At 68.9% G+C, this 16,871-nt stretch carries 17 protein-coding genes, 1 tRNA gene and 2 pseudogenes; 12 read left to right on the top strand and 8 right to left on the bottom strand.

The window, feature by feature from the left end; all coding sequences use genetic code 11:
• The first annotated feature begins 1 nt into the window (after position 1).
• From ACYVGD_RS10245 to ACYVGD_RS10230, 4 genes are all read left to right on the top strand, one after another.
• A complete protein-coding gene (locus ACYVGD_RS10245) occupies positions 2-1,042 on the top strand; it encodes an ABC transporter ATP-binding protein (RefSeq protein WP_460743442.1) in 1,041 nt (346 codons plus the stop codon).
• Positions 1,039-2,229 carry an ABC transporter ATP-binding protein gene (locus ACYVGD_RS10240; RefSeq protein WP_460743440.1) on the top strand — a complete coding sequence of 397 codons (1,191 nt, stop codon included), beginning with the start codon at positions 1,039-1,041 and terminating at the stop codon, positions 2,227-2,229. Before ACYVGD_RS10245 ends, ACYVGD_RS10240 begins: the two co-directional genes overlap by 4 nt.
• Positions 2,230-2,298: 69 nt before the next feature.
• Entirely contained in the window at positions 2,299-2,472 is a 174-nt protein-coding gene (locus ACYVGD_RS10235) for a hypothetical protein (RefSeq protein WP_460743438.1), read from the top strand.
• Between the two features lie 58 nt (positions 2,473-2,530).
• Positions 2,531-3,775, top strand: coding sequence for a glutamate-5-semialdehyde dehydrogenase (locus ACYVGD_RS10230; RefSeq protein WP_460743436.1), 1,245 nt, complete (start codon positions 2,531-2,533; stop codon positions 3,773-3,775).
• A gap of 29 nt (positions 3,776-3,804) precedes the next feature.
• Here ACYVGD_RS10230 and murJ read toward each other — a convergent pair whose 3' ends face one another.
• Positions 3,805-5,475 carry a murein biosynthesis integral membrane protein MurJ gene (murJ, locus tag ACYVGD_RS10225; RefSeq protein WP_460743434.1) on the bottom strand — a complete coding sequence of 557 codons (1,671 nt, stop codon included), beginning with the start codon at positions 5,473-5,475 and terminating at the stop codon, positions 3,805-3,807.
• An 81-nt stretch (positions 5,476-5,556) separates the two neighbouring features.
• On the opposite strand from murJ, the gene ACYVGD_RS10220 reads away from it, so the two are divergent.
• The 4 genes from ACYVGD_RS10220 to ACYVGD_RS10205 are packed head-to-tail and all read left to right on the top strand — an operon-like array spanning position 5,557 to position 7,383.
• Entirely contained in the window at positions 5,557-5,700 is a 144-nt protein-coding gene (locus ACYVGD_RS10220) for a hypothetical protein (protein ID WP_460743432.1), read from the top strand.
• Positions 5,701-5,714: 14 nt separating this feature from the next.
• A complete protein-coding gene (gene nadD / locus ACYVGD_RS10215) occupies positions 5,715-6,377 on the top strand; it encodes a nicotinate-nucleotide adenylyltransferase (RefSeq protein ID WP_460743430.1) in 663 nt (220 codons plus the stop codon).
• Positions 6,374-6,763, top strand: coding sequence for a ribosome silencing factor (rsfS, locus tag ACYVGD_RS10210; RefSeq protein ID WP_460743428.1), 390 nt, complete (start codon positions 6,374-6,376; stop codon positions 6,761-6,763). Before nadD ends, rsfS begins: the two co-directional genes overlap by 4 nt.
• Positions 6,760-7,383, top strand: a complete 624-nt coding sequence (locus ACYVGD_RS10205; RefSeq protein WP_460743426.1) for a histidine phosphatase family protein — start codon at positions 6,760-6,762, stop codon at positions 7,381-7,383. Before rsfS ends, ACYVGD_RS10205 begins: the two co-directional genes overlap by 4 nt.
• Positions 7,384-7,388: 5 nt before the next feature.
• Here ACYVGD_RS10205 and ACYVGD_RS10200 read toward each other — a convergent pair whose 3' ends face one another.
• Positions 7,389-7,649, bottom strand: a complete 261-nt coding sequence (locus tag ACYVGD_RS10200) for a hypothetical protein (protein ID WP_460743424.1) — start codon at positions 7,647-7,649, stop codon at positions 7,389-7,391.
• A 12-nt stretch (positions 7,650-7,661) separates the two neighbouring features.
• Positions 7,662-7,904 (bottom strand): class I SAM-dependent methyltransferase, encoded by a 243-nt coding sequence (locus ACYVGD_RS10195; protein ID WP_460743422.1) that lies wholly within the window; start codon positions 7,902-7,904, stop codon positions 7,662-7,664.
• A 180-nt stretch (positions 7,905-8,084) separates the two neighbouring features.
• Here ACYVGD_RS10195 and ACYVGD_RS10190 point away from each other — a divergent pair.
• Positions 8,085-8,157 (top strand) — tRNA-Ala (locus tag ACYVGD_RS10190).
• Between the two features lie 538 nt (positions 8,158-8,695).
• Here the strand turns inward: ACYVGD_RS10190 and ACYVGD_RS10185 are convergent.
• From ACYVGD_RS10185 to ACYVGD_RS10175, 3 genes are all read right to left on the bottom strand, one after another.
• Entirely contained in the window at positions 8,696-10,240 is a 1,545-nt protein-coding gene (locus tag ACYVGD_RS10185; protein ID WP_460743420.1) for a hypothetical protein, read from the bottom strand.
• Between the two features lie 291 nt (positions 10,241-10,531).
• Positions 10,532-11,137 carry a response regulator gene (locus ACYVGD_RS10180; protein WP_460743418.1) on the bottom strand — a complete coding sequence of 202 codons (606 nt, stop codon included), beginning with the start codon at positions 11,135-11,137 and terminating at the stop codon, positions 10,532-10,534.
• A gap of 8 nt (positions 11,138-11,145) precedes the next feature.
• The gene (locus ACYVGD_RS10175; protein WP_460743739.1) at positions 11,146-12,300 is read right to left on the bottom strand and encodes a sensor histidine kinase; all 1,155 of its coding nucleotides are present in this window, start codon (positions 12,298-12,300) and stop codon (positions 11,146-11,148) included.
• A gap of 165 nt (positions 12,301-12,465) precedes the next feature.
• Here ACYVGD_RS10175 and ACYVGD_RS10170 point away from each other — a divergent pair, with 165 nt between their 5' ends.
• Positions 12,466-12,963 carry a GNAT family N-acetyltransferase gene (locus ACYVGD_RS10170; protein ID WP_460743416.1) on the top strand — a complete coding sequence of 166 codons (498 nt, stop codon included), beginning with the start codon at positions 12,466-12,468 and terminating at the stop codon, positions 12,961-12,963.
• A 320-nt stretch (positions 12,964-13,283) separates the two neighbouring features.
• On the opposite strand, the gene ACYVGD_RS10165 is transcribed toward ACYVGD_RS10170, so the two are convergent.
• Entirely contained in the window at positions 13,284-13,859 is a 576-nt protein-coding gene (locus tag ACYVGD_RS10165; protein WP_460743414.1) for a sigma factor-like helix-turn-helix DNA-binding protein, read from the bottom strand.
• A gap of 243 nt (positions 13,860-14,102) precedes the next feature.
• Between ACYVGD_RS10165 and ACYVGD_RS10160 the strand changes: the two genes are divergently transcribed.
• Together ACYVGD_RS10160 and ACYVGD_RS10155 are read left to right on the top strand one after the other, a co-directional pair.
• On the top strand, positions 14,103-14,777 hold the full coding sequence (locus ACYVGD_RS10160) for a hypothetical protein (protein ID WP_460743412.1): 675 nt from the start codon (positions 14,103-14,105) through the stop codon (positions 14,775-14,777).
• A 120-nt stretch (positions 14,778-14,897) separates the two neighbouring features.
• Positions 14,898-15,083 (top strand): annotated as a pseudogene (locus tag ACYVGD_RS10155) (transposase); the annotation flags it as partial.
• Positions 15,084-15,118: 35 nt separating this feature from the next.
• Here the strand turns inward: ACYVGD_RS10155 and ACYVGD_RS10150 are convergent.
• Positions 15,119-16,702: pseudogene (locus ACYVGD_RS10150) on the bottom strand (MMPL family transporter); the annotation flags it as partial.
• Between the last annotated feature and the right edge of the window lie 169 nt (positions 16,703-16,871).

Below are 16,871 nucleotides of genomic sequence, written 5' to 3'. Positions count from 1 at the left end.
CATGGCTGCTCCCACGAACACCCAGAAGGATGGGGCGTCGGCCGCCACGGCCGAGCCCGAGATCCTGCTCGACGTCAAGGACCTGCGCGTCACGTTCGGCCGCAAGAAGGGCTTCCCCGGGTTCCGGGCCGTCGAGGGCGTCTCCTTCGACGTACGCCCGGGCGAGGTCATCGGTCTCGTCGGCGAGTCGGGCTCCGGCAAGTCGGTGACGTCGATGGCCGTCATGGGGCTGCTGCCCAGGCGCGGTGTCGAGGTCGCCGGCGAGGTGATGTACGGCGGCCGCAACCTGCTCGAGGTCGGCCCCCGCGAGATGCAGCGCCTGCGCGGCAACGAGCTCGCCATGGTCTTCCAGGACCCGATGACGTCGCTCAACCCGGTCGTGACCGTCGGCACCCAGCTCACCGAGGTCCTGCACGCCCACGAGAAGATCTCGCGGGCCGACGCGAAGACCGAGGCGATCGACCTGCTCAAGCGGTGCGGCATCCCCGACCCGGCTCGCCGCTTCGGCGAATACCCGCACCAGCTCTCCGGCGGCATGCGCCAGCGTGCCCTGATCGCCACGGCGCTCGCCTGCAAGCCCAAGCTGCTGATCTGCGACGAGCCGACCACCGCGCTCGACGTGACGATCCAGGCTCAGGTGCTCGAGCTCCTGTCCGACCTCGTCCGCGACATGGGCACGGCCATGATCATGATCACCCACGACCTGGGTGTCATCGCCGGCCTGTGCGACCACGTCAACGTCATGTATGCCGGGCGCATCGTGGAGTACGCGCCGCGCAGGGACCTGTTCGCCCACCCGCGCCACCGCTACACCCAGGGCCTGATCAACTCGATCCCGCGCCTCGACAGCGACCGCGGCGAGAAGCTCCAGCCCATCCCAGGCACACCCCGCGACGTCATCGGCTGGGACAGGGCGTGCGCGTTCGCGCCGCGCTGCCGGTTCGCGCAGGACGACTGCGTCACCCCCGACATCCCGCTCGACGAGGTCGCCTTCGAGCACCGCGTACGCTGCGTCCACCCCGCCCAGAAGGAGGAGCGATGAGCACCTCGGCCAACGCGGAGAACCCGCGTACGAACGACGAGACCGTGGGTGACGAGACCTCCAACGGGCCCACCACCCGCCGCACCGAGCGCACCGCCCGCGACGAGTCGCGCCCCCAGTTTGTGCTCGAGGTCGACGACCTCAAGGTCTACTACCCGATCAGGAAGGGTCTGCTCTTCGACCGGACCGTCGGCCACGTCAAGGCCGTCGACGGCGTCGACCTGCGGGTTCGGCGCGGCGAGACCTACGGCCTGGTGGGGGAGTCGGGCTGCGGCAAGTCCACGCTCGGGCGCGCGCTGCTGCGCCTGGAGGACATCGCCGGGGGTCGCCTCGTCTTCGACGGGCAGGACATCACCGAGCTGAAGGGCGAGCCGTTGCGGAAGCTGCGCCGCCAGATGCAGATGGTCTTCCAGGACCCGATGGCCTCGCTCGACCCGCGCCAGTCGATCCAGTCGCTGCTGGTCGAGCCGCTGAAGGTCCACGGCCTGTCCGAGGCCGACCGCGAGCGGTTCGGCAAGGACTCCGACAAGGCCTACGTCGACAAGGCCGCGGCGATGCTCGAGGTCGTCGGCCTGCCGCGCGCCGCGCTGGCGAAATATCCGCACGAGTTCTCGGGCGGCCAGCGCCAGCGCATCGGCATCGCGCGCGCGATCATCCTCAACCCCGAGCTCGTGATCGCCGACGAGCCCGTCTCGGCGCTCGACGTGTCGGTGCAGGCGCAGGTCATCAACCTGCTCGAGGAGCTGCAGGACCTGCTGGGCCTGACGTACGTGATCATCGCCCACGATCTCGCCGTCGTGCGCCACATCTCCGACGTGATCGGCGTGATGTACCTCGGCAAGCTCGTCGAGGAGTCGCCGTCGGGCGACCTGTACGCCGAACCCCTGCACCCGTACACGATCTCCCTGATGTCGGCGATCCCCGTGCCCGACCCGGAGGTCGAGGACAGCCGCCAGCGCATCCTGCTCAAGGGTGATCTGCCGTCGCCGGCGAATCCGCCGTCGGGCTGCCGGTTCCACACACGCTGCCCGTGGCGCCAGGAGTCGCGCTGCGACTCCGAGGTCCCAGAGCTGCGCGAGGTCCGTCCCGGCCGGCTGGTGGCCTGCCACTATGCGGAGGGGATCCTCGAGGGGAAGGTCACCCCGCGCGAGGAGCAGGTCGCCGAGCCGACGGGGCACCGCAGCTGAACGTCCCGTCCGCGGCAGCCTCGGGGTCGCCATCGGGGAATGGGGGTGCTGCTGGCGCAGACTCCCGCGGTGGCCGTCGGCCTGACCATCGGCGCGATCGACCTCGTGTGGTCGACGCGCAGCACTGGTGTCTCGCTGTCGACGCTCGCCGTGCAGGCGGGTACGCAGGCGGCCGTCATCGGGCTGGCGTACGTGGCCAACTTCGCGCTCCACTTGGTCCGCGCCGTGCGCTGTTGGGCGTGATGCGGGGGGCGAACCCGCCGAACTCGAGCACTTCTCGGTGGCGGCTATCGTTCGCGTCATGAACTTCGCCGATCAGGGCGTACGCGCCCGCGAGGCCTCGAGGGTCCTCGCCACCGCCAGCCGAGCCGACAAGGACCGCGCCCTGCACGCCATGGCCGGGGCGCTGCTGGAGGCGCGTGAGCCGGTGTTGGCGGGGAACGCCGAGGACGTCGCCTCCGCCGAGGCGAGCGGCACATCGGCGGCCATGGTCGACCGGCTGCGCCTCACCGATGCGCGGCTGGAGGGCATGGCCTCGGGCCTGCGCCAGCTCGCCGGGCTGCCCGACCCGGTCGGGGACGTGGTCCGCGGCTGGACCAACCCCAACGGGGTCGAGGTACGCCAGGTCCGCGTGCCGTTCGGCGTGGTGGCGATCATCTACGAGGCCCGCCCCAACGTGACCGCCGATGCCGGCGGCATCGCGCTGAAGTCCGGCAACGCCGTCCTGCTCCGCGGCTCGTCGTCGGCGGCCCGCTCGAATGCGGCAATCGTCGCGGCGCTGCGCACGGGGCTCGAGGCCTCCGGCCTGCCCGCCGACGCCGTCCAGCTCGTCGAGGGCGGCCGCGAGGTCACCGCCGAGCTGATGGCCGCCCGGGGCGTCGTCGACGTGCTGATCCCGCGCGGCGGCGCGGGACTCATCAACGCCGTGGTGGAGGGCGCCAAGGTGCCCGTCATCGAGACCGGGACCGGCAACTGCCACCTCTTCGTCGACGCGTCCGCCGACCAGGACATGGCGCTGGAGATCATGCTCAACGCGAAGACCCAGCGCCCGTCGGTCTGCAATGCGCTGGAGACCCTGCTCGTCCACGCCGACATCGCCGAGGAGTTCGTGCCGCGGGCCATGGCGGCCCTGGCCGAGCACGGCGTCACCGTCCACGGCACCGAGGCCTTCGCGGCAGTCGGCGGCGAGGCCGTCGTGCCCGCCACCGGCGCCGACTTCGAGGCCGAGGCGCTCTCGCTGGACCTGTCCGCCGCCGTCGTCGCCACGCTCGACGAGGCGCTCGACCACGTGCGCCGTCACTCGACCGGCCACTCCGAGACGATCATCACCCGCGACGTCGACAGCATGCGCCGCTGGACCGCCGAGGTCGACGCCGCCGCGGTGCTGGTCAACGCGTCGTCGCGGTTCGTCGACGGCGAGGAGTTCGGCTTCGGTGCCGAGATCGGCATCTCGACCCAGAAGCTCCACGCGCGCGGGCCCATGGGCCTTCCGGAGATGACGTCGACCAAGTACGTGGTGACCGGTACCGGCCAGACGCGCGCCTGACCGCACCCGGACAGCTGCCCATCGATAGCTCAGCCGGCTCGCCGGATCCGGCGCAGCACCGGGGAGATCAGGTCGCCGAGCTCGTCGATCCGCAGCAGCCGCGCCAGCGCCAGGAACACCCCGGCGAACACCGCCGAACCTCCGGCGAGCTCCACCGCGTAAGCCACGTAGGTCGCCCCCAGGGAGCGCTCCACGAGCAGCACGGCCGCCCACGCCGCCAGGCCGGCGCCCACCGACGCCGCAATGAGGCGCAGGTGGAGCCCACCGATCGTGCCCAGCGGCAGGCCGCCCACGCGCGAGCGTGCGGCCGCCACGAACGCGAGGGCGGCGGCGAGGTTGCCGACGGTCTGGCCGACGGCGACGGTCGCGACGGCGTACGCAGGGGGACCGGCGAGCGCGATCCCGGCGAACGCGACCTGGACGACGGTGAGCACGCCCTGGAGCACCAGGTTGGTGCGTCCGTCCTCGACGGCGAAGAAGAAGCGCTGCTGCAGTGTCGTCCAGCCGAACGGGATGAGCCCGACGAGCATGAGCGAGAACACGAGCGCGGCGTCGTGGAGCGCCTGGCCGCGTACGGACGGCTGCATCAGCCCGATGCCGGGCACCGCCAGCACGAGGCCGAGCGCGGTGATCGGCACGAGCGCCACCGACGGGCTCGTGAGGCCGCGCGTGACGAGGTCGCGCAGGGACGCGTCGTCGGCACGGTTGGCCGCCCGTGACATCCGCGGGTAGAGCGCGGTGAGGATCGACGTCGTGATGATCGAGTGCGGCAGCATGAAGAACAGGAACGCCAGCTGGTAGATCGTCACGCCGGCCACGACGAGGTTCTGGCGGTCGGCGCGCTGCGAGACCGTGTTGAACACCGTGGTGCACGCGACGCCGCCGAGCTGGGCGACCACGAGCGCGGCGAATGCCCACCCCGCCATGCGCCCGGCCGACCCGAACCCGTAGCCGCGGAACCCCCAGCGCGGGCGCCATCGGAAACCGGTCGAGCGCAGCGGACCGATGAGCCCCAGCGCCTGGACGGCGATGCCCAGGGTGGTCGTCCCGGTGAGCAGCAGGATCATCGGGCTCGTCCAGTCCTGCGGCTCGGTGCGCTGCGGGAACAGGACGAGGAACGCCGCCAGACCCGCGATCTGCACGACGTTGGCGAGCACCGGCGTCCACATGAACGCCGCGTAGCTGCCGCGCGCGTTGAGCACCTGGCCGAGCAGGGCGTACGCACCATAGAAGAAGATCTGCGGTAGGCACAGGTAAGCGAACGCGGTGCCCAGCGCCAGCGCCTCGCCGCGCAGGCCGAGCGCCCAGCACAACGGCCGGGCGAGCGCGGTCGCCACCACCGAGACCACCATGATCGCGCCGAAGCACAGGGTCAGGAGCCGGTCGACGACGTCCTCGCCGTCCTCACGCTGGAGCGCCTTGGTGATCTGGGGGATGAGGACGGCGTTGAGCAGGCCGCCGGAGAGCAGCATGTAGATGGTGTTGGGCAGCGTGTTGGCGGTGTTGAACGCGTCGGAGGTGATCGCCGTGCCGATGCAGGCCAGGAGGAGGGCGTTGCGGACCAGGCCGAGCACGCGGCTGACCATCGTGCCCGAGGCCATGAGGACGCTGGCGCGCCCCACGCTCTGCTCGGTGACCACCCCGTCGGCGGGGGCCGCCGTGCCGGCCGGCTCGGGCTGGGCAGGTTCGTCGGCGGTCATGGGCTCCTCGTTGGCGGGACGTCGACCGACGATACCCGGTCGGCACAGGAGAAATCGCCGACGCTCCGCTAGGCTGCGCGCATGACGACGAACGTGCTCACGCTCCTCGAGGGCGGTCACCACCTGCCCATCCCGGCCTGGGGCTTCGGCATCATCGCCTTCGCGCTGCTCCTGATCGGCCTGGCCATCGTGATGCACCTCGGGAACAGCCGCCCGCACTCCTGAGCGCGCGGCATCCGATGACGGAGCAGACCGGACTGGCGCGACGCGCCGACTCGCCCAACCAGCGCTACCGCCTGGGTGTGATGGGCGGAACGTTCGACCCCATCCACCACGGCCACCTCGTGGCGGCCTCCGAGGTCGCCTCGCGGTTCCATCTCGACGAGGTGGTGTTCGTGCCCACCGGCGTGCCGTGGCAGAAGAAGGACCGCCACGTCTCGCCGGGTGAGGACCGCTACCTGATGACGGTCATCGCGACGGCCTCCAACCCCCGCTTCACCGTCAGCCGCGTCGACATCGAGCGCGAGGGCGACACCTACACCGTCGACACGCTGCGCGACCTGCGCACCGAGCGCGGCGACGACGTCGACCTGTTCTTCATCACCGGTGCCGACGCGCTCGCGAAGATCCTCACCTGGCGCGGTGCCGACCAACTGTTCGACCTCGCCCACTTCGTGGGCGTCTCGCGGCCCGGAATCGAGCTCGACTCGCCGGCCGTCGACCACCTGCCCGCCGACCGGGTCACCCTCATGGAGATCCCGGCCATGGCGATCTCCTCCACCGCCTGCCGGGAGCGCATCTCGGTCGGGGAGCCGATCTGGTACCTCGTGCCCGACGGCATCGTCCAGTACATCCAGAAGCGCGGCCTGTACGCCTCCGAGGCCGCGGAGAGGGAGCTATGACCGCAACCGAGCAGGCGCTCGAGGTGACGAGGGTGGCCGCGATGGCTGCCGCCGACAAGCTGGGCGAGGAGATCGTCGCGTTCGACGTCTCCGAACAGCTGGCCATCACCGACGTGTTCCTGCTGGTGGCGGCCAAGAACGACCGGCAGGTCGGCGCCATCGTCGACGCGGTCGAGGAGGCGCTGCGTACGCGGTGCGACGTCAAGCCCACGCGCCGCGAGGGCGACCGCGAGAACCGCTGGGTGCTGCTCGACTACCTCGACATCGTCATCCACGTCCAGCACGCCGAGGAGCGCTCGTTCTACGCGCTCGACCGCCTGTGGCACGACTGCCCGCGCATCGAGCTCGACCTTCCCCAGTCACCCGCAGAGGACGCCGAGGCGTGACCGCGGCGCGGCTGATCGTCTGGCGCCACGGCCAGACCGACTGGAACCTCGAGCGCCGCTGGCAGGGCGAGGCCGACATCCCGCTCAACGAGACCGGCCGGGCCCAGGCCCGCGAGGCCGCCCCGGCGGTCGCCGCGCTGGGCATCACCGAGATCTGGTCGTCGCCGCTGCAGCGTGCCCGCGCCACCGCCGAGGAGCTCGCGCAGCTGACCGGGCTCGAGGTGCGCACCGACGACCGGCTCAAGGAGATCAGCGTCGGCGAGTGGTCCGGCCGCCCGGTGGCCGAGCTGCGTGACGAGTTCGCCGAGGTGCTCGACGCCGAGGCGCGCGGCGAGGACGTCGTGCGCGGCGGTGGGGAGTCCGTACGCCAGGTCGAGCGCCGCGTCGCCGAGGCCCTGCACGAGATCGGTGAGCAGGCCCCCGACGGTGCGGTCGTCGCGGTCGCCATGCACGGCCTGGCCGGCAAGGTCGGCTCGCTCGAGCTCGTCGGCGTGCCCGCCGCGGTCAAGGAGGGCTTCGCCGGGCTCGAGAACTGTCGCTGGGTCGTCATCGACCGCAGCCACCAGGACTCCCACCCCTGGCGGATCACCGCCTACAACGTGGGCGCCCCCACGGCCTGATCGGTTCAAGACCGCACGGCCCGGACCTGTTCCAGCGCGCCCGGGGTGGAGCGCAGCCGCTCGACGACCTGGAGGCCCGGCCCGTCGGGGAGGGGCGCGGGCCGGCGCGTAACCTCTCGCCGTACCGGGTCGTCGCCCTCTCCAGCGCGTGCTGCCCCCAGCGCACCGGGAGCGCTGGCGGAGACGACGTGGTCGGCCAGCAGCGGGCGGCCGGACGGGCGGAGCACGCGTACGGCCTCTCGAAGCGCGAGGGCGACGCCGGGCATGCTGCACCGCACCTAGGTCGCCACCACCGTCAGGCGACCGGCGTCGCCCTCGGCGATCGAGGCGGCGATCCCCAGCTCCTTCGCCAGCCCGCGGGCCTCGGAGAACATGCGCGGGGCGTGGTCGATCACGGTGAGGCGTACGCCGGCGGTGTAGTGGGGCAGGTTCACGCCCGTGCCGACCCCGATCTCGCGGGTGCCGCCTACGGCCCGCGAGCACGCCCAGACGCGACCGCGGCTCAGGAAGCGCTCCTCCAAGTCAGGCGCTGCGCCGGAAGTGGATCGCGGCCTGCTCGTGCCGCAACTGCCCGGAGCGCTCGACGGCCATGCGGGCAGCGTACGCGGCACCGGTGAACGGCGAGCCGACCGATTTGAACTCCCCACGCCGGTGCGTTATATTCCTCTGGTCGAAGTTTGCAGGGGACTGCAGGCAAACACGGGGCTATGGCGCAGTTGGTAGCGCGCTTCCATGGCATGGAAGAGGCCAGGGGTTCGAATCCCCTTAGCTCCACGTAAGATGAGAAAATCGAAACTGCCCCGCCTGATGGCGGGGCAGTTTTGTTTCTGCGGTGACGCGAGCCGGGGCATCGATGTTGGTGTGGGCGAGGACGCTGGCCGTCGTCTTCTCGGGGGCGTAGGTGGCCGGGGACAGGTCACCGCACGAGCTGTGGCGCCCGGGGTGGACTCGTACAAGTCGACGGCCTGACGACGGAACTCCTCTGAGTAGTTCTTCCTGGCCATGATTCTCGGATCATCTCCCTTCCCCAGCACCAGATGCTGGATTCAGCGTGTCCAAGAACCGGGGTCAGGCCCCGTCGCGGCCGCGGTGTACGAATGGGCGGGGCGCAGCGGGTGGGCCAGCCACGCGGTCTCGATGAGCGGTCCTCTGGTGTGGTCGACCGCCGCCAGCTGCACATGGTCGGCAGTCAACTGTGTACGCCGTCAACGACGGTCGAAAGGGGACCGTTTCCGGCGGCAGGGTGATGCTCAGGTGCCCGTCGAGGAAGGCGTGGGCAGTCGCCACCGCAGCGGGTTGACCCTTGGGGCTGTCAGCCCACCTTCGTGTAGCGCAGCCACACTCGGCTCAGCATGTAGCCGTCTTCGAAATTCACGCTCTGCACCCGTACCAGTGAGCCGTCGAACCGTAGAAACAATACGTCGGTCGCGTCGGACTCACCGCGGGACCTGCGCTCGCGTCGCTCACCTTCTGGGACGAGGTAGGTCATGCGTCCCGATTCCTTCAGGACGTGGCCGCTGAAGGGGGTGGGGCGGTCATTGGACGTGATGTCCTCGTCCCACCAGCGCAACGCACACTCGCCGGTCACCTCTTCGGTGAAGGTGTTGTCGTCCTTGATGGTCAGCCGGGTTCCGGACGCCGGTTGCCAGCCCTGCCCGGGGATCTCTGCGGGACCGATGATCGACCAGAAGCGTAAGCGGTCCAGATAGTCCTTCTCGTCGTCTTGGAACTGGACCAGTTCGGGCTCCTCCACCCACTCGTGCAATTCCCAGACCCCGGCCAGGGTCGGCGCTTCCGGTAGTTCGGGTCGCGGGGCCGGGATCTCGAAGACCTCATCGGGGACCGTGGTCGACCGGTGGTATCGATAGCAGTACGACGACAGGGTGCGACCCTTCGGTTCGACAACGTAGACCGTCCGCACCAAGGAGCCGTCGAGTTCACGTACCCACAGGTCCTGCACCTGCGCATCCAGCCCGTAGGAGCCGCCGGGATGTGCGGTCTCGAGGGTCGGCCCGTCGGTCCGTAGTATTCGGCCCCGCTCGAGCCAGCCGTCGATCGGCAGGGGATAGTCGCGCCGGATGCCGTCGATGCCCCACCACGGCACCTGTGATGGCGTCGTACTGACCCGCTCACGTAATGTCCCGTCGTGGCTGATCCGCACCGCGGATCCGACAGCCGGCTGCCATGCATTCGGGTCGGCTTTAGGATCGTGATCATTGATCAGCCACCTCCTCGCCTTCCTGTCGAAGCCCGCGTCGCGACCCTCGAGGAGTTCCACACCTTCGCGGGTCGCGTCCAGCTCCCAGGTCCCGGCCATGGCGGTGAACGGCCCGATGTCCACGGGTGGGAAGGTTCGCCCTTCGCGGTGTTGTTCGTGGAGCCAGACGGGGCCGACAGCTGTGGCGGCCTTCGACCACGGCTTGCGCAGGGTCTCTACGGCCTCCCCTGTGTGGTGCGTGGCGGTGAGTTCCCGCTTCTCGATGTCGAACACCCAGTGTCCCGACAGCCTTAGCTGCTGCTCAGAGGGTTCGTCGGCGGCGAGTTGCTCCCGCACCATCTGCGCGAACTGTTGTGCCTGTCGTCTCAGCGCGGGGAACGCGAGGTGGTAGCCCTCTCTGTCCTTAATCTCGCGGATCTGAATCGCGCCGTCGGCGTTGGTGCTGATGGCGGCGGTCATGCTGTGGGTGTCGCGCTGTGATTTCCACACGGTGACGATCACCGGCTCCCGGGTGGCGTCTACTGCCACGAGCGCCTCGTGAGCGGTCACCAATCGATCCTCGACTTCGCGAGACAAGGGAAAGGGCACCCCTCCGTCCAACAGCTCGCGGGCGGCAGTGACGTCTGGAGTTTCGGTCATGGCCCGCCACTCTAGCTAGCCACGGTTCACAGGGCGTGCTCGCCTGCTCGATTTGTGAGTGGCGCGTGGTGATGGTCTGCATCCGATCGCTGGCGTTGATCTTGTCGATGAGGGAGTGAATTAGCAGGTCCCTGGTGGCTGGCTGCTCAGCCTGGCGTTGGCGAATCTCTGGTCGAAGGCAGCGATCGAGATCGCGTCCTCGAGCAAGATCGCCTTGCTTGTTCGGGGGCGGCGCCGAGCGCTTTTTCTTGAGTGGTGATTCCGTTCGAACAGAAGATGAGATCCGCGCAGTTAGATGAGGCCAGTTTCTTGGGCGAGGTGGATTGCACGGGAGCGGCTGTCGACGTCGAGCTTGGTGAAGATGTGCGCGATATGGCTCTTCACGGTCGCCTCTGTGACGAACAGGGTGCGGGCGATGTCTCTGTTTGCCGCACCCGTCGACATGAGCCGCAACACCTCGAGCTCCCGTTCGGTGAGACGCGGCAGCGGGTTCCGCATACCCTGAAGGACACGGCCGGCGAGCTCGGGGGCGAGGAACATGTCGCCCTTGGCAGCGCGTTGGATGCCTTCGATGATCACCTCGGGGGCGACGTCTTTGAGGAGATAGCCGGCAGCTCCGGCTTCGATCGCACCAAGGATCTCGGCGTCGCGGTCGAAGGTGGTGAGGATGAGCACGGCAGGGGCGGGGTCGAGGTCACGCAGAGCTGCGGTGGTCTGGATGCCGTCGATGCCGGCGCCGAGGCGGAGGTCGCACAGCACCACGTCGGGGTGAAGGTGGGCGGCGAGTGTGAGGGCCTCTTCGCCAGTGGCGGCTTCGCCGACAACGTGCACCGTGTCGGTGTCGAGGACGGCGCGGAGTCCGCTGCGGACGACGGGGTGGTCGTCGACGAGCAGCACGGTGGTAGTCATGGCTTCTCCTCTGCGGTCGGCTCGCTGCCGGAAGCCTGCGTCTGAGTGGTGGGGGGGATCGGGAGGTGCACCGAGATCGCGGTGCCCTCACCCGGGGTGCTCTCGATTTCGAGGCCGCCGCCGAGTTCCCGGAGCCGGGCCCGCATGAACTTGAGCCCGTAGCTCGATGACTCTGATCCGGGTTCCGCGGCCTGTTCCCAGACGGGGACGTCGAACCCGGTGCCGTCGTCGATGAGGTCGAGCCGCACCGCGGAGCCCGAATTGATCAGGCTCATCACGACCCGGCTTGCGTCGGCATGCAGGCGCACGTTCGCGAGCGCGGACTGTGCGGTACGCAGTAGTGCGACCTCGACCTTGGTGGAGAGCGCTGGGAGTGCTTCATCGACGTGCAACTCGGTGTGGAGGCCAATCTCGTCCTCTACGCGTTCGAGCATGCGGCGCAGCGCCGCCGCAAGAGCGTTGTCCTCGAGCTCGGCGGGAGCGAGTGCTGCGACGATGCGCCGCACATCGGAGAGGCTGTCGCCCGCCAGCGTCTCAACCTGTTCGAGGGTCCGCACAGCGTCGGCATCCTCGGTGCGGCCGGCTCCGGCGTGGGCGAGAAGCCGGATCGAAGAGAGCGCCTGCGCGATCGTGTCGTGGATATCACGGGAGATGCGGGTGCGCTCGGCGACCGCACCCGATTCGCGCTGAACGAGCGCGAGCTCGTCCTGCAGGCCAGCCATCTCCTGCTGAGCTCTCGTGAGCGAGGCAACCAGTCGCTCGCGGTCGGCCGCATCTCGGAGGAGCTGGAGATAGCCCCGCGAGATCCCGAACGCGAAGATGCCGCCGATGAGCGGCCCGAACACGTTCGCGTAGCTCGTCGTGCCGTGTTGCAAGATCGGGGCGATGATCACCACCGTGAGCACCAGCCCTGAGAACAGCAACCCCCACGGGGCGGGCAGCAGGTGCCCGGCGAGCAGCCAGAGCAGGAACGCGATCCACACGAACTCGGCGGAGACCGCGACCGCCGCGACCCAGGTCACTGCGAAGCCGACCAGCCACCACACGACAATCCGTCGGGAGCGGGTCCGGGACGACAGGATCGTGCCACCGTCCTCGAGGCCGAAGCGTTCACGCAACACCACACGCGGGTCCGCGTCCTCCCACAGCATCGAGATCACTGGCGTCAAGGTCACGGCCACAACCCACCACACAACCCCTCCTCGGACGTCCTGACATGCCGCATGCGGCGCAGGAAACTTGCGTCGTGGGGAGATGAGCGCGTCATCCTTGGCAAATCGCTTGCGTGAGGCGTGGTCCCTGGGTGTCATGTGGGCATGAGGTTCTCTGTGCGCGAGGCGACTGCCGACGACTGGCCGGTGATCTGGCCGATCATCCAGGAGGTCGCATTCGCCGAGGAGACCTTCGCCATGGAAGCCGAGCCCCGTGAGGACGTCATGCGCGCCGCGTGGATGACCGCCGCGCCGGGGCGCGTGGTCGTGGCCGTGGATCCTGAGGCAGGGATCGTCGGCACGGCGAACATGTACGCCAACCGCCCGAACCAGGGTTCGCACGTCGCGTCGGGCTCGTTCATGGTGGCGGCTGACGCACGGGGCCGTGGTGTGGGGCGACGACTGGTCCGCGACATGATCGAGTGGTCGACCGCGCAGGGGTTCCGGGGCATCCAGTTCAACGCTGTCGTCGCCTCGAACGAGAGCGCGGTCGCGCTGTACGAGTCTGAGGGGTTCCGTATCGCCGGGGCGGCTCCGGGCGGCTTCATGCATCCCACGCGCGGCCCAGTAGACCTGCTCATCCTGTGGCGGGACCTGCCGTAGGCCAAGCGCGCTCATGCCGCCAGGCGCGCGTCGTGGACGAGACGTCGCATCGGATTGGGAGACACGCCGTAGCCCACCTAGGCGACGCCTGTCATCTACCTGAGTCGCTCCGCACCGGTCTGCGAATCGACGCACGTACATGCCGCGTTGAGTGCGTCCATCATCTGAGACGACCTACTTTGCGCACCCGTACGTCAATGGATCCGCCTGCGTAAGGTAGCCCGCACAGCAGTGCGAACGGTACGACCGCGTCTCCACAGCATCTGGGGCGATTCAAGTTGGACGCGCAGGTTTGGGCGTGACCCCGCCTGTGCTGGGATTCAGTCGCTGTTGGGATAGCGGTGAACCCTCTCGGTCGACTCGGTGTTGAGCTGGGTGCGCCAAGCGTGGAGGGTGTCCGAATCGGCGACCATGTGAATCTCGCTGATGTGGTCTTGGTGGATCGTGAACGTGAAGAGGATTTGTGGTTGGCGACGATGCATCCAGACAGCTCCGGGGGCTCCCTGGATCTGGGTGAGCTGGACACCTCTGGCGCGCCCGGAGAAGGTGTGGGCGACATCGTTCGCGCCGGAAATCATGGGGTGTGCGCCGAGAGCGCAGGCGGCCGCATCGGCGTCGAGCCGGGCATCCGGGGCGAGGATGGCGAGAAGGCTGTCGAAGTCCCCTTGCCGGGAGGCCCTCAGAAAGGCCTCTACGAGCGTGAAGTCGGTGCTCGTGGGTGCACCGCGCGGGTTGCGAGCACGTTGACGGCCGCGGCTGGCGAGTTGGCGCGCAGCGGGAGCAGAGGTGTCGAGAATGCGGGCGATCTGCGCGAACGGCACATCGAATATGTCGTGCAGAACGAAGGCAATGCGCTCGGCGGGGCTGAGGTGGTCGAGCACTACCGACAGAGCCACGTTGATGGACTCGGAAATTTCGTACTCCCTCCGGCTCCCCCTGAGCAAAGTTCATAACCAGCGTGCGAATCGGGTACGCAACGCGCCGCGCTCGAGCGATCCGGGTGTGAGCGGGTGTTCACTGACGTCGCGAGCGGCGCCCGCCGAACGACCAAGACTCACTCACCCCCAGTCAGACTCCCCAAGCGACTGACCCGCTGACGGGCCGTCGAAGCCGACCACCCCCGGCAGAAAGCACCCCCCATGCGCACGCACCAGACCCTCCGTCAACGTCTCCACATCCTCCGTCAACGTCTGCACATCCTCCGACGACGTCTCCACACCCTGGCTGGGGACCCGAAGGACCCGACGGTCGGGGCGGTCCTCATCGGGCTGAGCCTGCTCTTTGCCGGAGTGCTCGTCCTCGCCCGCTTCGTGAGCGGCTCCCGTGCCTGTCTGGGCGACCGGAGCTGCGCCCAGGAGACCATGACCATGGCATTGATCCTGAGCGTCCCCATGGTCCTGGGGGGTGTGGCCCTCTTGGCTGCGGGCAGGTCGTCGGAGGAAGTCCGCAAGCTGCTCTCCCGGGAGGTTCTGGCCCCCGTGGTGACCTTCATCGCCTTGGCCGGGCGGGTGCTGCCCCGCCTGGAGGAGGAGAGCCGGACCCTCATGGCGGGGCCGGTGCTGGGACTGCTGATCGTCGTGGCGTGGCTGGGTGCGATCCGGTCCGTGCTGGCGGGTCTGTCCGGTCCGGCCTGGGCCCTGTTCGCGTGGTTCAGTCGGCCCAAGGGAACGCAGGCCCCGCGGTCGCAGCGGCGAGACAGGGTACGACGGAGCCGGGTACGACGGGGTCGGGCGCGGCCTGATCCCCGCCGCGTACAGCGTCGGCGGGCCCGCGCCACGCGCCGCGCCCGCACGCGCCCGGCTCCCACTGCCTGACCAGCGACCGTCCGAGCCCCCTGCCTACGACAGGGGCTCCGCCTGGCGGTGCTTCCGTGGAAGCACCGGCCGGTCGGCGGGATCAGCGAGGTCGCAGCCCCCGGCCCGGCGCCGGGTGGTTGGTGGCGGTACGCCAACGAGAACACCAACGGGCTCCTGCGCCAGTACTTCCCCAAAGGCACCGATCTGAGCCTCCACAGCCCCGAAGACCTCGAGCTCGTCGCGCAACGGTTGAATGGCCGACCACGCAAAACGCTCGACTGGGCGAACCCAGCCGAGCGTTTGCGTGATCTACTACCGGCCTAGACCATCAGGTGTTGCGAGGACCGCAAGAATCCACCTCACTGCGCGTGAGCGGTGCGTGTACGAGGTTCATGCGTCGATTCTCCCCGGCCTGGTTTTCCGGGCCACCAGATGCGGTCGCCGACGAGTGAGAAGATCGCCGGAACGATTACCGTACGCACCACCAGGGTGTCGACGATCACGCCCACTCCGACGATCAGGCCGAGCTGCCCGAGAGTGACAAGTGGCAGCACGCCGAGAGCTGCGAACACCGCCGCGAGAACGATGCCGGCGCTCGTGATCACGCTGCCGGTATGGGCGACCGCTTCAACCATCCCCTCACGCGTGCCGCGGACCGTGGCCTCGGATCGGGCGCGGTGCACGAGGAAGATCGTGTAGTCGATGCCGAGGGCGACGAGGAACAGGAACGCCAGTAGCGGCACCTGCAGATCGAGCGCCTGCTGACCGAGCAGCACCCGGCTCAGCCACGCACCGGCGCCGATCGCGGCGACCGAACTGGCAAGGTTCACCAGGAGCAGCAGCACCGGGGCGACCATCGAGCGCAGCAGGATCAGGAGCACGAGGAAGCTCACCGCGAGTACGAGCGGTGCGACCAGCCAGAGGTCCTTCTGATTCCCGTCGCGTGCATCGAGATCGGTGGCGACCGCGCCACCGACAACTGCATCGGCACCCGGCACCTCGTGCACCGCGTCGCGCAACTCCGCAATCTGGTTGAGACTGTCCCCGGAGCTCGGCGCGTACTGGCTGGTCACCATGATCTTCGTGAGCGACTCATCGTCAGTGGCGCCGACCGGGTGGGCGCGGACCACACCCTTCACGCCGTTCGCCGCCGTAACCACGGCGTCGGCCTTCGCGCTGTTGCTGACGACAAAGATCGGCTGCGCTTCACCAGGCGGGAAATGATCCGATAGAACCTCCAGCCCCGCCGCGGACTCGGACTGCACCCGGAACTTCTCGATCTGCTCGAGCCCGATCGAGGTCCCGAACAGGCCGGTCACCATCACCGCGATCAGAGCGACACCGGCAAGGAGGCTTCCCACCGGACGCTTCACGACACTCGTCGCGATCTTCCGCCACGCGCGGCCCTGCTCGCCCGTGTCGCCCGGCTTGGGCACGAAGGGCCAGAACACCTTGCGACCGCACACCGCCAGCAGTGGCGGCAACAAGAACAGGACCGCAGTGAGAGCGATCACCAGCCCGATCGCGGATGAAATCCCGAGCCCGTGCGTGCCGGGGATCACCGCGAGCACGAGGGTCAACAACGCGAGGACAACCGTCACGTTCGACGCCAGGATTGCAGGAACAGTCTTTCGCCATGCCGTGCTGAGCGCTTGCCGGTGGTTCTCTGCCACCTGGAGCTCCTCCCGGTAACGCGAGATCAGCAACAGCGCGTAGTTGGTGCCCGCGCCGAACACCAGCACGCTGATGATGCCCGCGTCAAACTGCAGGTTCCACGCCGCGCCTGCCGCGGCGGTCAGGCGGCCCGCCAGCCCGTCGGCGAGCCCGACCGTGACGAGCGGAATCAGCCACAGCACTGGCGACCGGTAGGTAACGATGAGGAGGATCGCGACGATCAGGATCGTCACCAACAGCAGCGTGAAGTCTGCGCCCTCGAACGCGGCCGCGACATCCGCGCCGGGTCAAGTCCCGGGTAGTGGTGTAGCGGTGGGTGTTCCTTCGTTGGGGTCAGGCTGTGAGAGCGGGCAGGTTGTCGTCTCCGGTCTCGGTGTCGGTGTCGGTGTCGGTGATGAGGTTGATGCGGCAGCGGGCGAGGACGTCGAGGCCGAGGTA

It is taken from the genome of Mariniluteicoccus endophyticus (assembly GCF_054780035.1).
Note: the sequence above shows the minus strand (reverse complement) of the source record. Positions and strands in the feature narration are given on the sequence as shown.

Bases quoted from the DNA above. Each gene is read 5' to 3' on its own strand.
- ACYVGD_RS10200 (WP_460743424.1), bottom strand. From the start codon at position 7,649: ATGCCCGGCGTCGCCCTCGCGCTTCGAGAGGCCGTACGCGTGCTCCGC.
- ACYVGD_RS10240 (WP_460743440.1), top strand. From the start codon at position 1,039: ATGAGCACCTCGGCCAACGCGGAGAACCCGCGTACGAACGACGAGACC.
- ACYVGD_RS10230 (WP_460743436.1), top strand. From the start codon at position 2,531: ATGAACTTCGCCGATCAGGGCGTACGCGCCCGCGAGGCCTCGAGGGTC.
- ACYVGD_RS10245 (WP_460743442.1), top strand. From the start codon at position 2: ATGGCTGCTCCCACGAACACCCAGAAGGATGGGGCGTCGGCCGCCACG.
- ACYVGD_RS10220 (WP_460743432.1), top strand. From the start codon at position 5,557: ATGACGACGAACGTGCTCACGCTCCTCGAGGGCGGTCACCACCTGCCC.
- nadD (WP_460743430.1), top strand. From the start codon at position 5,715: ATGACGGAGCAGACCGGACTGGCGCGACGCGCCGACTCGCCCAACCAG.
- ACYVGD_RS10185 (WP_460743420.1), bottom strand. From the start codon at position 10,240: ATGACCGAAACTCCAGACGTCACTGCCGCCCGCGAGCTGTTGGACGGA.
- ACYVGD_RS10175 (WP_460743739.1), bottom strand. From the start codon at position 12,300: ATGCTGTGGGAGGACGCGGACCCGCGTGTGGTGTTGCGTGAACGCTTC.
- ACYVGD_RS10160 (WP_460743412.1), top strand. From the start codon at position 14,103: ATGCGCACGCACCAGACCCTCCGTCAACGTCTCCACATCCTCCGTCAA.
- rsfS (WP_460743428.1), top strand. From the start codon at position 6,374: ATGACCGCAACCGAGCAGGCGCTCGAGGTGACGAGGGTGGCCGCGATG.
- murJ (WP_460743434.1), bottom strand. From the start codon at position 5,475: ATGACCGCCGACGAACCTGCCCAGCCCGAGCCGGCCGGCACGGCGGCC.
- ACYVGD_RS10170 (WP_460743416.1), top strand. From the start codon at position 12,466: ATGAGGTTCTCTGTGCGCGAGGCGACTGCCGACGACTGGCCGGTGATC.